This window comes from Bradyrhizobium erythrophlei (assembly GCF_900129425.1).
Lineage (GTDB): Bacteria > Pseudomonadota > Alphaproteobacteria > Rhizobiales > Xanthobacteraceae > Bradyrhizobium > Bradyrhizobium erythrophlei_C.
Genome location: NZ_LT670817.1, coordinates 5,912,866 through 5,926,398, shown reverse-complemented (window position 1 = coordinate 5,926,398; position 13,533 = coordinate 5,912,866). Strand labels below are relative to the sequence as shown.

The following is a 13,533-nucleotide window of genomic DNA, read 5'->3' as shown; positions in this document are numbered from 1 at the left end:
GGTAAAAGAAGATGACTATACTCTTGGGTTGAAGAGGTCGAACACCATGTGCGACTGGCTACGGCATTGAAATCAGGTCGGCTTTCGGGCGAATGCGGACTTGGAATGCGGATCGGCTGCGAGCGACCGGTCGCGAATAGCAAATTGCTACTTGAAAGAAATAAAGGCGGTGAATAACGACAAGAGATCAAACATACCGTGAAGTTCTTCCAAAGACGCTTTATGCGAACGTCCGATCGACGGAGGCGCGTTCCTGCCTCGGACCGCGACGCGGCGAGAAAGCTCGGGCGAGTCTCTCGAAATCCTCCGGCGGCAGGGGGCGGCCGAACAAATAGCCTTGGTAATTGAGCTGTCCGTGGCGCGCCAGGAAGGCATATTGCTCTTCCGTTTCGACGCCTTCGGCTATGACGGAAAGGCCAAGGCTCTTGCTAAGCGCGATTATCATCTGGGCTATGGCGGCGTCGTTAGGATCGACCAGAACATCTTTGACGAAGCTGCGATCAATCTTGAGCTGATCGAGCGGCAGACGCTTCAGGTATGAGAGGGATGAATAACCGGTTCCGAAGTCGTCGAGGCTAAAGCCGATGCCGATTGCTTTCAATTTGTCCATCTTGGCGATCACGTCGTCGACGTTGCTGACCAACGTGCTTTCCGTGAGTTCGATTTTGAGGCGATGGGGATTGGCGCCGGTTTGCTCGATGATCGCGCTGACCTGTTCGACAAAATTCTTCTGACGCATCTGCAGGGCGCTGACATTGATCGCGACAGTCAGGCGTTCGGTTGCCGGATCGGCCGACCAGCAGGCCAGTTGACGGCAGGCGATTTTCAGCATCAAGGCGCCGAGCGGGAGAATGAGACCTGTGCTTTCCGCGACGGGAATAAATTCGCTCGGAGAAACCATGCCTTTCTGCGCATGCGGCCAGCGCGCCAGCGCCTCCGCCCCCAGCAGCCTTCCTTCGTGATCTACCTGCGGCTGGTAATGCAGCAGGAGCCTTTCCTTTTTAAGATCTTCTCGCAGATCGGTCTCAAGGGCAGCGCGCGCCGAAATCATAGTCTGCATGACAGGGTCGAAGAACCGGAGGCCATTTCGGCCCGCGGTCTTTGCATCATACATCGCCAGATCGGCCCTCTTTAGCAATTCGTCAACATTTCGGTCATCGGGCGAAAACAAAGTCACGCCGACGCTGGGTGTACAGGGATATTCATACGGGTCGAGGCGAAAGCTCTCAGTGAAGGCGGCGAGAATCTTTTCTCCTATCGCCTCGGCCTGCAAAGCAGCGGTTTTTGCTTTCTGCGTACCGAGATTGGCGAGAAGAACGACAAATTCATCGCCGCCAAAGCGGGCAACCGTGTCATCCGCCCTGACACAACTGGAGATACGCTGAGCCGCCTTTTTCAGCAGCAGATCGCCCATGTCGTGACCAAGTGAGTCGTTCAGCGTCTTGAAATTGTCGAGATCGATGAAGAGCAGGGCGCCGAAGGATTTGTTGCGGGTATTGGCATTGAACGCCTGGCGTACGCGGTCGATCAGCAGGACGCGGTTCGGCAAGCCCGTGAGCTGGTCGAAAAAGGCCAATTCCCGGATCTTTTCCTCGGCGTGTTTGAGTTTGGAAATATCATAATAGGAGCCGATGTAGTTGGTGACTTCGCTGGCCTCGTTTTTCACGGCGGATATGGTCAGCCAGCGTGCGCAATGTTCTCCGCTCTTTGTCCTGAGACTCATATCGCCTTGCCAGCCGCCGGTACTATGAACGGAGTTCCACATGCTCTGGTAGAACTCGGCATCGCGGCGACGGGACCGGAACAGACTCGCCGTTTGTCCGACCAATTCTTCCATCGTATAACCGGTCAAGCTGACGAAGGCGCGGTTGGCACTCAGGATCACGCCTTTGGTATCGGTGACGATCATGCCTTCCTGAGCATTGAAGGCCGCGGCGGCTATGCGCAGTTCAGCATTAGTCTTGTCCAGCGCCGCGCTCTGCCGCTGCAGATCGGTTTCAATGGCTTCGCGACGCTCGATCTCTTGCGAGAGTGCGAGGTTATGTTCGGCCAGCTCCGCTCTATGGCGATTGGATTCGACGAATTTGTTTTGCAGCCGCGCTGCATTCTGACGCATTCGTTCGAAGCCGATGGCCAACACGAATAGAACGATAGCGAAGAGGCCAATATAAAACACGGAGAGGGGCGAAAGCGTATGGCCGTAAAGTTCATCCTCGCTCGCCAGCCGCAGGATGGAAAGCCGCGTGCCTCCGACCGGCGAGCGCAGGGCGAGATATCCCTTCAGTTCGGGCGCCTCGACATTTGACAGAGCTTGTATGCGGCCAGACGGAAGCGCGGCCAGCTCGCGGCCTTGGGTGACAATGGCTGAGTGCTCCCGCTTGATCGGGAGCAGCACCTCGCCGTCATCTCCAAGTAGGAATTCGCGCGGCTGTCCGAGATCGGTGGCAGACACCAGTGATGCAAGCAGATTGAGGCTGCTCACGGTCTCCACCGTTCCCCTCATCTTGCCCTTCTGCAACACCGCCGCGCCGGCCACAATTAGGCGGCGCTTCTCATCGATCTGAATGCTCGGCTCGGCCAGGTTCGTCGGCGAAGGAGTTGGCGCGGCGGACGCGCCGATGTCAACTTGCACCACGCCGTTGCGGTCGAAGAAAGCCAACCGCAGATAGGCGGGTTGGCCCTGATATTTCTCCTCGTCCATAGCCGCCTGAAAGCGGCGCTCGATCGCGGCCAGATTGGCGAAGAGGCCATATTTGACCGACATTCCCAGATCGAGATTGCTGAAATAATTGGAAATGTCCTCGCTGCCGGCGAGCCGCGCGGCGGCTTGCCGGCGTTCGATCAAAAAATCGCCGATCTCGGCGGCACGTGTTTCACCGATTGATATCAGACGCGCATCGGCGTTTTGCCGTAGTTCGACTTGCGACGAATAGAGATTTCCAATCAGGAAGAACATCGACAGCAGAAAGGCCACGGCTGCTATCAAGAGCCAACGCGGAGCCAGGGATCGACCAAAACTGATCAGCCAAGACTGCATCAATTCGTCTTCGCGAAAAATTCGGGGAAAAACCGGCGAATGCCCGGATAGTATTTGTCCACGAGCCGGTCATAGACGCCGGAGGCCTTGATGTCGCTCAGGTAGGCGTTGAACTCATCGCGCAAAGCTGGCGCGTCCTTCGGAAAGGCGGTTGCCAACGTCTGCCGGTCGGAGATCGGCCCCAAAACCTTGATCCTGCCCGCCCATTTGCGCAGATCGAGAATGGCGTCCGGTACGTCAAGCAGTGTCAGTTCGGCTTCCTTGTTGAGCATGGCCGGAACCATCTCATTCAGGTTGGCGCTCTTGTTGTAAGCCTTCAAGTCAATACCGACATTGACCAAGCCGTAATTGGTCGGATCCAGGCAGGTGCGCTCCATGACGAGCACGCTCCTGGATCCGATGGCCTTCCGTGTCTTGGCGATATCCGCCGCGAGATCGGCGCTGTCCATGATCGGTTGAAGATCAGACTCGGCTGGTGCCACTAACAGAACCTGGGACGGAAGAGTCGGCTCGGAATATAGAAGGATAGCCTCACGCCACGGCAGCACCGTGAAGCCGGTCGAAATCACATCGCCTTTGATTGGATAGTCACCTGTCAGTGTGATTTCGCCGTTTTTGCGCAGTACATCCTTGCCGAGCAAGTCGCGGATCACCGAATAAAAATCGGAATAGACAAGCTTGTACGACACGCCAATTCGCTTGGCGAAACCCTGCATCAGTTCGACGTCTAAACCGTCGCCCGCGCCGGTGACGAAATTGGCGTAGCGGATGCCGATATGGCGGATTTCGCCGCGCTGCTTGATCTCTGCAAGATCAGCTGCCCAGCTTGAGGTCACGAACAGAAAGGCCATGGCGCCGCTGAGCGACCCAAGGACGAAACGCTTCGATAACATGGAGGCGCACTTCACTTTATGTCAGCAGTAGCGCCTGCAACCTACAGATCTGAACTTAAGAAAGGATAGCGGAACACAATGAATTGGAAGCCAATTCCGGCAAAAGCCTGTTTAAGGGTAAAAAATTAGAGACCGGATGCTGAGTATAGCGAAAGTGTATTTGATCCGGACGAGCCTTTCAGCTGCTTGAGTTCTTTCAACGCCGACTTCCAGGGGCCCATCGCGCTCAACAGCGTGCTTAAGGTTAATATGATCAAGTATCCTGAAAATTGCCGCCAATGCGGAGTTTCACCGGACAAGAAGTGGTGCCCTTGCTGTCCTATTTGCGCATAAAACAGGATGAGTGGCGCACTGCCCAGCAAACTCGTCGTTAGGTACTGAAGGGGCGAGACATCAAAGACCGCGGCAAAGAAATTCACGACTGGCGCGGGCACGAGCGGCGAGAGGCGCAATCCGAGCAAGGTCAGCCAAACCTTCACGGCGGATTGTTGATTTATTGGAGCGCTGGGACGTTGAATGTGCTTCCGATAAAATAAAAACGCGCTCAAACCGCCAAGGGCGCTGCCGAGCAGCACAGTGGCACCTCCTTCAAATTCACCCATGTAAAAACCTGCCGCCATGCAAATCATTGGCATGGAGGGAAAGGCCAGAAATGCAAGGAGGGTGGATGTGACCAAAAACGTCAGCGCGGTGAAGAGTGGATTCGCGTGGGCCATAGATTCAAAGGCCGGAAACAGCTGCCAAACGGCCTCTCTCGAAATAGGCGATACAAAATACGCCAACGACAAAAATAGGACGGCCGCCATATAGAAAGTCAATGGTTTGTAACTACGCATCGGCTATCCCAAACTGGATTGAAGAGGCGGCATGTAGTCAAAGCTGTTGTAGGTATTCCAAAATAGGACCTTTTTATTTTTCAGCGCCCCCGTTTGAGACATGGTGAGCAACGATCGCCAGGCTTTTAAAGTAAACACTGGATCAAGGGTGAGCCCCGCCTCTTTCAACTCATTCGCCCGTTCACCGTCGGCAGGTTCGATCAAGCCGTAGCCAGGCTCCCAGCTGGTGGAGTCCGGTACGAAAGTCTCCTGTTGCATCACGCGAAGGACGTCTGGCGAAATACCCGGGAAGCGGATCTTTTGCAGCCATTCCACCGTGCTGCGCGCGAGTTGGGCAACATTCCCCTCCACAAAGGGCACGGAGGGCTGCCGGTTGAGCAACCATCGCGTTAGATAGGACTTGTCCTGATCGGCTACCCCCACCACCTTGGTGTTCCATCCCATCAGATGGACGCCCAAGAGCAGGCCCAAAACCGTCGAACCGCTGCCCATGGCGACAAAAATCACATCTGGCGGCGCTTTCCACGCCTGAGCGGCGTCGAGCAACTGAGCCAACTCGGCGATCGCATTCATATGTCCCAAAACGCTCACTTCGTTCGAGCCGCCCGGCGGAACGAGCGAATCCGTATCCGGATGAAGCCAGTGCTTCGCATATTCATAGCCAGCCTCGCCCACCAATTCGACGTCGTTACTGGCTATGGCAATGTGCTGAACCAGGCTCCGCAAAATCGCCAGCCGCGCCATGTCCGTGGCGGCTCCCGGGACCTCAAAAAGCACCAGGTCCAGGGCACAATTCAGCGGCTGTCCGTCGCCGGTCAAATCAGCCACGCGATTGGCCAGGGCAAACTGCAGCGCATGATTGCTGGAAACCGCGCCCATTGTCCCTAGACGCTGAGCGCCGGACCACTTCAGGTTCGGAAGCAGGAATTCGTATTTACGCGCCTTGTTGCCAAAGACGGGATAGTGCGCACTGCTCTCATTCATCACCAAAACTTCAGAGCAGTCGATTTGCCGGGTCACAGACGATGGCAACTGCAAAAGGTTGTTTTGCCGCACAAATATGGGTGCCCAGGGAATGGTGGCGCGGGCGTCGGCATGGCTCAGGAAAACGGAGTTTCCGGGTTCGCCCCGACGAATGTAACCGGCAAAAGAGTCTTTGCAGGAAAGCGTGTTGACGATGAAAGGGCCCTCCGTGGCGTCGGGATCTGCCAGGGAGGGAAAGAGTTTGCCAAGAGCCAAAGATTGCGAATTCAAGGCTGCTGAGGGCGGCGCCAGGCCTGAAACATCGGCTATCTGCGGAAACGGCGGTATCGGACGCCGGCTTTGAGTCATGCCGACTACGCTCAACGCGGCACCTCCCAGGAGGGCCCCCTGCATAAAGTTCCGTCGTGAGAGGTTCATTGCAAACTATCTAAATTACACTCGCTGTAATTGTAGATTAACTCTTTTTTTACCGTATTCCAATCCACACGAGTTCCTCAACGAAGAATACTTTAAGTTTTGCTTAACCAAGACCGATCTGAGGGGGTGCCAAGGATCCGATCTGGCTCGACCTGGTCTCTTTCGACTAAGATTTGTGAGAAATTGGGCTCGGAAAGGAGCTTTGGATAAGCCAAAATATCAGGGAGCGAACACCATGAAGGCGTCGACAAGCACTACGGGCGGAGCCCATGTTTGCAGGTATTCCAGATCCACCGGCGAAAGAGGACGGGCCTGCCGTTCAGCCTCCGCAGCCGTCTAGGCCGACTTTATTCGGCCTTTGCCCAAACAGCGCTTGCAGCGTGGCGGGTAGATCTTGCGTCCGGGCTGGGCGGGCTGCGCGACCGCCTGGAATCCGGTGCCGTCACAGGCGGAGCATTTGACTTCCGTCGACGCGTCTTTGGATTTCAGCTTCTTCACGGCGGTCATTTCTTCGATACAACGCCGACGCAAGCCATGTCATTGTGCAAGACGGTTTGCTGGCTCCGATTGTCCCATTTGACGGTGACCCCGGCCCAGTCCTTTTCAGTGACGGTGCCCAAGTCGTTGTTGTCGTCGCGCCAGCAGACGCGGGCGCCGACGTTCAACAATCTGGACTGGGAGCCGGTCATACCATTTCCGTTGCGATCTCATTGAGCGGGCTCACCATAGTCGCCCGGTCCAGCGATTGCCATCGCACCCACGGCTGCCAATGGGATGGACGGCGAGTTTCTCGCCGGTTTCCGCCTTGGTCAATCCCTGCAGTGCCTGACGGCATTGAAATACGAGCACGTGTGGACCGCCGCGGTCGATCACGGCAAGCTCGATCTCAGCATCAAAAGGCGCGGTGTGAATGGGCAGCCACATGGTCGGCCTTTGTAGCCGGCCGGCAGGCAGCGGCCTTGATTTAGCTCACGGCGGCCCCGAATGCCGCGGCCTCGCGATCTGGCCGCGTTGGGTGGCCATGGCGATCTCGAAACTGTCGGCAATCCGTCGGGCCTTCTGCAGGAAGACGGCCGCTGCGGCGAGCAGACGTCGGTCGTGGTCTGCTCGAACAATGACAGCCAACGGTCGAAGTGCTGCGGCTCGATCGACAACGGAAAATGGGCTTGCATCGGCTGACCGTGGTAGCGGCCGGACATCAGGACTCGCCGCACGACGGATGCGGATTCGCATTTTGTAGTCCCCGATATCGACACCTTCGCAAAGATACAAGGGGGGATGATTGCGGAGCCTCACCATCTCTCGATCGCGACTGATCAGCTTCGAAGTGAGTTCGTCCGGCGGAAACACGAAAGGACGAATAGCCTATTTGAGTGGCGCCCAGGCCGAGGGCCGCTGTTGGCGCAAAGCGGCCGTTCACACGTAAATCTGTGAACTCGCAACTTGGAAATTACCTCATCTTGGTCCGTGGGGTTTCACCACAACTGGATCCGTTCGACGCTGGTGGGCCGCAGTTTCGCGGTTTAAAATATTGACCGCCTAAATGCTAAAGATAGGACGCTGCGCACGAGAAATTCTTGATGTTTGCTTGTCCCGCCTCTGTATATTGCGGATCTTCCAGGCCGCCCGACAGGAACGTCCGTCCTCAACGCCACTATCATCTGAGGCAGGCCCCACCGATATTGCTCAATTTGAGACGCGTCTTCAGGGAAAGCATCTTGCGTATGGCGCGCCGAGTGATGAATTCGAGCGATCCGTTTGCCGGGCTTGAAGGGCTCGGACCAATAAGGTGGGAACTTGGCCCAGTGTGAAAGCAGGCATGGGAAACCGGGAAGCCCCGCATGGAAGCTTCCGAGCCCCAGATACTGGTCCAACATAATCACTTGTGCGTAAGGTTCGGAGGAATGAACATCGTGGCCAGGGCCGATGAATTTCATGTCGGGGACATCATCATCATCAGTGATGCAAAAAATCATCAGTGATGCATGCAAAAAGACTTTTGTAACGCAATCGGCACTTTTCGGACCTGGCGCGATGCAGGTTCCACCAGGTCCCCACTCCTGTGCGGCCTAGCCGCCGCGCCGACGAAATCCGTCGAGAATGCGTCGGGCCAGCGCGCCATAATCATGGTCAAAATGGTGGCCGCCAGGGACGCGAATGACCTCTGCCTTTCCCGTGAGGAGCGGGCATGCGCTGTCGTCTTCGTTGGCGCCGTAGAAACATTGAACCATCGTCGGGTCGATCGGCACGAGCGCTGGTTCGGTTGGCCGCGCGTCCTTGTCAGGGGCCGCGCCAAGCCAGCCGGAGACAGTGATTTCGAAATTGGCCGCCGGGGCGAATCCCAGGAGTGACAGCTGAACGACGCGAACCTTTGCCTCAGGCGACAGATGATCATAGGCGAAGGGTAGAACGTCGGCACCGAAGGAATAGCCGATGAGCGCAATCTTGGACGCACCCCAACGTGATGTGTACGTATCGATCACGGCACCGAGGTCGCGAGCCGTCTGCTCTGGCGATTTCTTACTCCAGAAGTAGCGCAAGCTGTCCCAGCCGACAACAGATACGCCGTCTGACTGCAGCTTCTGCGCGATGGCTCTGTCGACATCGCGCCAACCGCCGTCGCCGGAGAGAACGATCGCCAGGAGAGGTCCGCGAGGCTCCGCAGGCAGTTCGACAAGAGGAAGGTTGGCAATACCCGCCGTGGGCGCGATCGCGCCCGGCACGAGGAACGGGTGCAACAGCGCCGCGAGTGTTTCTGCGGCGCCGCCAGCAGCGTTCGAAACGTTGACTGGCGTTCCAGCTGCCTTCAACGCGGCGATGCGCTGACGCCCGGGAGTATCGCGACCGGCAGGAAACCCGACTATCCAGAAGCCGGGGAGCGACGGCCACGGTCCATACGCGAAGCCAGCCTCCGGCTCCGCCGAAGTGGCTGAGGTCGAGCATAGAGGGATGCGGGAGCGCACAGAGATGGTCGGGTCGTAGCTCACCGCACCGGCGATAGTCGCGGCGGGCGCCTGTGCGAGAATGATTGCCGCCAGCGCACCACCCTCGCCGATGCCGGCCACAATCGGCGTCCGATATGAAGTGCTGCCGCGCTCACGCTGGATCTGTCGACTGACCGACTCAATGTCGCCCACCACGCCATGACACCTTTCGCCCGTAAGGGTGTCCAGCCGTTGTAGATATGTGGGCAGATCCACGCCCACGACCAATGCGCCATCGCGCGCGAGTGCTGCGGCCGTATCATCCGATACCGAGCTCCAGCCGCGAGCATCTGAGAACAACACGACAAGGCCGCGCATCGCGCCGACAGGATTGATCTGACGCACATCGCCGAGATTTCCAGTTTCAATTGCCCACGCCGGTCGGCAAGGTATGAGCGTAGCGGTGGTAGTGATCGCAAGGAGGGCCGCGGCGACGTTGCGAATGCGCCGATTGTTCACGGTAGGGCGACGGATGGTAGCCCGCACCCCCCCTCCGATCAGCGCAGCAATATCGATGAGTGCAAGATAGGGGCCGAACCATCCCGAGGCGGCGAGATAGCGCGGTTCCCACGCCGGGTGGAATTTTGCCTTGAAAGTGCGCAGGCCTTGAAAATTATAGTAACGGCGTCCGAGCGACCAGATCACACGAGCCAAACGATGCCAGCTCGGCGCTAGGCGATGCGCAGAAAAGCCAGAGAGCGGCAACGTGCCGAGGCTGAATGTGTTGTAGCCTTGTTCGCGAAAATGCTGGATGAGACGAACAAAGAGATACTCCATCGCGAAGCGTGATGTCGGGCCGGGCTTAAGTCGCATCAAGCCGAGGGTCACCTCGTCTCTGAAATCAGTCGTCATAACAGTGGCGAATGCTATCGCTTCGCCGTTCTGCCGTAGCAACGCGACCGGCTGCGCGAGCACGTACTCGCGCTGGAAGGCGGCGACCGAAAAGCGCTTCTCACCTCCCGAGGCATGCTTGCTCAGCCAAGCATTCGAGACCTCGCCGATCTCGTTCATGATGGAGGCCACACACTCGGGCGGGATCATCTCGAATTGAAGCTGGTCGCGCTCGCCACGCTTCAAGGCATAGCGGAGATCGGCCCGAACGGAGCCTTCGAGGGTGAAGGAGGGCAGGGAAACACGCGCCTCTTCGCCGAGCTTCAGGATTTTGAGGCCGGCGTCGAGATAGAGCGGCAAGCTCGATGCCGGTATCTGATAGAAGGCGGCTCGACCACCATGGCTGTCGGCAAGTTCGATGAAACGCCACATGAGGTCCGGCCATTCCGCCGGAGGGCCGACTGGGTCGCCCAGCGCCGCCCAGGTTCGTCCGCGCGTCGCAAACATCAGAAAGCCGAGGCCCGAATCCGAGAAGAGGAAGCTCTTGTCGCCCATGAGCGCGAGCAGGGCGTCGGGGCGCGGCTGTCGGACAGCGATGCGCCTCGCCCGATCGATTTCCTCGGCGTTCGGCGGGCCGGGGCGCGCACCGGCGGGGCGGAGCAGCTGCGAGACACCGACCCCTAAGCCGAGCAACGCGACGCCAAGTACCGCACGCAACGCACGCGGCCCTGCGGCATCGAATTCGAATTGCCACCATAGCTCACGAGCATATTCAACATTTCGGAACGCAAAGAAGAGAATCCAGACCATAGCTGCAATGACGCAGCCGGTGGCGATAAGCCAGCCCAAAGACATCGGTTGGGAAAGCAGCGATGTCCGGCGCGAGAATTGGCCGCGCGCAGTGACCAGCCCGATTAGAAGGATGGCCAATACGCTGGGCGCGACGACAGCTAGGCCCTTGATCAAAGAAAAGGGGATGCCGAGCAGCGTCATGGACAGAGCCAGCCACCAAGCGCCATCGAGCCGGCGATATAGGCCAGGCGCGGCGAATAACAGGAAGAGACCGGCGACGCTGGCAAGGAAATGAGATATCTCGACCGCCCAGAGCGGAACGGCAATGTGGAGGATTTGAAGCCGATCGACGAAGGCCGGCATGGCGCCCGAAACCACAAGGATCGTGCCGACGGTAAAGGTGGTTGCGGCGAGAAAGAGGGGTGCAAGGTCGCTTGCTGCACGACCGATCCGCTGGCCCGTTGCCGTGCCGAGCGAGTTCCGCAGTTCGAAGTTGGTGAGGAGGAGGGTCGAGAGTAGCAGCGGGAGCAGGAAGTATATGCCGCGATAGGTCACCAAGGCTGCCGCCACGGCGTCCGCTGGCGCGCTGCTTCCAACCGCGTAAAGGATTGCGACTTCGAATACACCAAGCCCACCGGGAATGTGACTCAGTACGCCCAGCGCAAGCGCTGCGCAATAAATAGCGGCAAAGGCGAAAAAGCTAATTCCCAGTGAGGGCAGCAGCACCCAAAGCGTGGCCGCGGCGGCGAGCACGTCGATCGCCGTGAGAAGAACCTGGATCAGCACCAGCATTGCGCCCGGCGCATCGATGTCGATCGCGCCCCGTCGCCAGGGCGTTCGGCGCAGTGCACAAAAGATCAGAAATCCGCTGGCTATGGTCAGAATGATTGCCGCGATCGCACGCAGTGGCTGGGGTGAGACGCCGAGCAAGCGGCTCACCTCGCTGGCCTGCAGGATCATGCTTAGAGCAGCGATGGTACCGAGCCCTACTCCAAAGGCGATTGAAAGGAACAAGACCACGCGCGCAATTTGGCCCGGCGAGAGCCCTGCAGCTGTATAGAGTCGATAACGTACGGCCCCGCCTGAGAAGGCACCCAGGCCAACGGCATTTCCGATGGCGAAGCCGCTGAAGGAGGCGAGCAGAATCGTCCTCAACGGCGCATGCGCGCGTGCATAGCGTAATGCGGAGACGTCGTAACCGATAAGGGCGAGATAGCTGAGCGCCGTTGCAGCAAGTGCTGCGGCAAGGCTCGCTGCAGGTGTGGCCCGCAGCGCTGTAACCAACAATTGAAAGTCGATTTCAGCGGCTTCTCTTTCGATGCCCAAAAGCACGATGCCGATGAGCACCAGTGCGAGAAAAGCGACGAGTAATGGGCGCAGCGGGCCGCCCCTCCAGTTCCAGCCACGGACTTCGGCCGGATCGTAATCGATCGGGTAAGGGGTATCTCGGCCATAGCCGGGCGCGACATTTGGCGGAGCGGCCTTACGCATTGCCGTAGTACCGTGGTGCGCGCACGTCCGTATCGAACGGAACGAACGTTTTCCTCAACGAATTTCCGATCATGGCTCGGGTCAAGTCGAACATAAACCCTCCGCGCGCTGGGACACAGCGTCTTTAAGCTGCTCCACTGGCTAGTTCACCGATCTTGTTGGTGGTTTCGCTCCAGTGTCCGCGACCCCTCCGAGATGAGAAGCCCCAGTGCCTTGGAAGCCCCAGTGCCTTGTAGGTCGAAATTGTAGCTGGCGTCCGCGCAACGAAGACGTTGTCGCATCGCAACACCTCCGCCGCCGATCTCGTAGCTCGCGCGGCAGCGGTTACGTGCACTTTGCTCGTCGGACATTCTCCACCCGACCAAACTCTCACCTGTGCACGACTGGTCCGGGTTGGGCATCGGCGGAGGCGTCACCAGCCCGAGCGATGTTCCAGGCATCAAGGCTTTCGTTGTCGCTTTACTCCGCGGTTCCATCGCTCGGCTGCCTTAGTTGAGCGCCAAGCGCCGGCTTACGAAAGCCGTCGTCCGCTTCGAAGTCCCACTATCGCCGTCGACCGATTCAAATCAAAAGCTAAGCAATGGTTCGCATTAGCTAAAGCGCGAGTGCGACGAAACTGTGATTGCGCAAAGTAGAGTTCACCTTACCGGAAACTGACATGGGCAGAACTTGTGCTCTCGCGTGGTGTTGCCGTTATCGCAGTGACCTGCCGTCGGCAGACCCGAGTCGTGCTATTTGTGAGCGACGGCTTTTGGCGTAAAGCGGCCGTTCGCAGGTTCATAAAACGAGAAGATTTACAGCTCATCGGGTCCCAGGTTCGAGCCTTGGTGCGCCACCAAGCATTCCAAGAACTCGGCAATCTGGTCCAAGCGAAAACCAACCGCTCGCGGCTACGCGTCCATGTAGGATACATGCGCGGAAACGATGCGCCACGCGCCCGCGATCCTGGTCCAAGTCTGACTCTGCCGCCCCAGCCGGCTTTCGCTCCGATTGCGGAATTCAGCATTCGCGACTGCGAAATCCTGCCCGAATGTCGTGATGCGCACCGAGAGCAAATCCCGTGGACGAGGACCAGACGGCCGCGCCGCCCGAAATGCGTGGATTTGATCCGCGCCGTAAAGGTTCTCCGCCTCGCCATAACGGATGGTGGTCGGACTGTCCCAGAACAGCTCCTTCAGTAACGTTACGTCGTTGTTGGTCAAAGCGCGTTCATAGCGATCGAAAGCCGCCAAAACCTCGCTCATGACCTCCGGAGCGTCGATCTTCAT

Annotated in this window: 9 protein-coding genes; 2 read left to right on the top strand and 7 right to left on the bottom strand. The window is 58.2% G+C overall.

The window, feature by feature from the left end; genetic code table 11:
* Nucleotides 1-220: 220 nt before the first annotated feature.
* The 5 genes from B5527_RS28430 to B5527_RS28410 form a co-directional block, all read right to left on the bottom strand.
* Nucleotides 221-2,974 carry a putative bifunctional diguanylate cyclase/phosphodiesterase gene (locus B5527_RS28430; RefSeq protein ID WP_197689223.1) on the bottom strand — a complete coding sequence of 918 codons (2,754 nt, stop codon included), beginning with the start codon at nt 2,972-2,974 and terminating at the stop codon, nt 221-223.
* Between the two features lie 62 nt (nt 2,975-3,036).
* Nucleotides 3,037-3,930 carry a transporter substrate-binding domain-containing protein gene (locus B5527_RS28425; RefSeq protein ID WP_079607573.1) on the bottom strand — a complete coding sequence of 298 codons (894 nt, stop codon included), beginning with the start codon at nt 3,928-3,930 and terminating at the stop codon, nt 3,037-3,039.
* A gap of 125 nt (nt 3,931-4,055) precedes the next feature.
* Nucleotides 4,056-4,766: a TVP38/TMEM64 family protein gene (locus tag B5527_RS28420; protein WP_079604463.1), complete on the bottom strand. Its 711-nt coding sequence runs from the start codon at nt 4,764-4,766 to the stop codon at nt 4,056-4,058.
* A gap of 3 nt (nt 4,767-4,769) precedes the next feature.
* A complete protein-coding gene (locus B5527_RS28415) occupies nt 4,770-6,113 on the bottom strand; it encodes a pyridoxal-phosphate dependent enzyme (RefSeq protein WP_172842690.1) in 1,344 nt (447 codons plus the stop codon).
* A 557-nt stretch (nt 6,114-6,670) separates the two neighbouring features.
* Nucleotides 6,671-6,856, bottom strand: a complete 186-nt coding sequence (locus tag B5527_RS28410; protein ID WP_079604461.1) for a hypothetical protein — start codon at nt 6,854-6,856, stop codon at nt 6,671-6,673.
* Nucleotides 6,857-6,941: 85 nt separating this feature from the next.
* Between B5527_RS28410 and B5527_RS44640 the strand changes: the two genes are divergently transcribed.
* Nucleotides 6,942-7,106, top strand: a complete 165-nt coding sequence (locus tag B5527_RS44640) for a hypothetical protein (RefSeq protein ID WP_154072582.1) — start codon at nt 6,942-6,944, stop codon at nt 7,104-7,106.
* A gap of 45 nt (nt 7,107-7,151) precedes the next feature.
* Nucleotides 7,152-7,346: a hypothetical protein gene (locus B5527_RS47860; protein WP_154072581.1), complete on the top strand. Its 195-nt coding sequence runs from the start codon at nt 7,152-7,154 to the stop codon at nt 7,344-7,346.
* A gap of 890 nt (nt 7,347-8,236) precedes the next feature.
* Here B5527_RS47860 and mprF read toward each other — a convergent pair.
* A complete protein-coding gene (gene mprF, locus B5527_RS28390; protein WP_079604458.1) occupies nt 8,237-12,265 on the bottom strand; it encodes a bifunctional lysylphosphatidylglycerol flippase/synthetase MprF in 4,029 nt (1,342 codons plus the stop codon).
* A gap of 890 nt (nt 12,266-13,155) precedes the next feature.
* On the bottom strand, nt 13,156-13,533 hold the full coding sequence (gene hpxZ / locus B5527_RS28385; RefSeq protein WP_079604457.1) for an oxalurate catabolism protein HpxZ: 378 nt from the start codon (nt 13,531-13,533) through the stop codon (nt 13,156-13,158).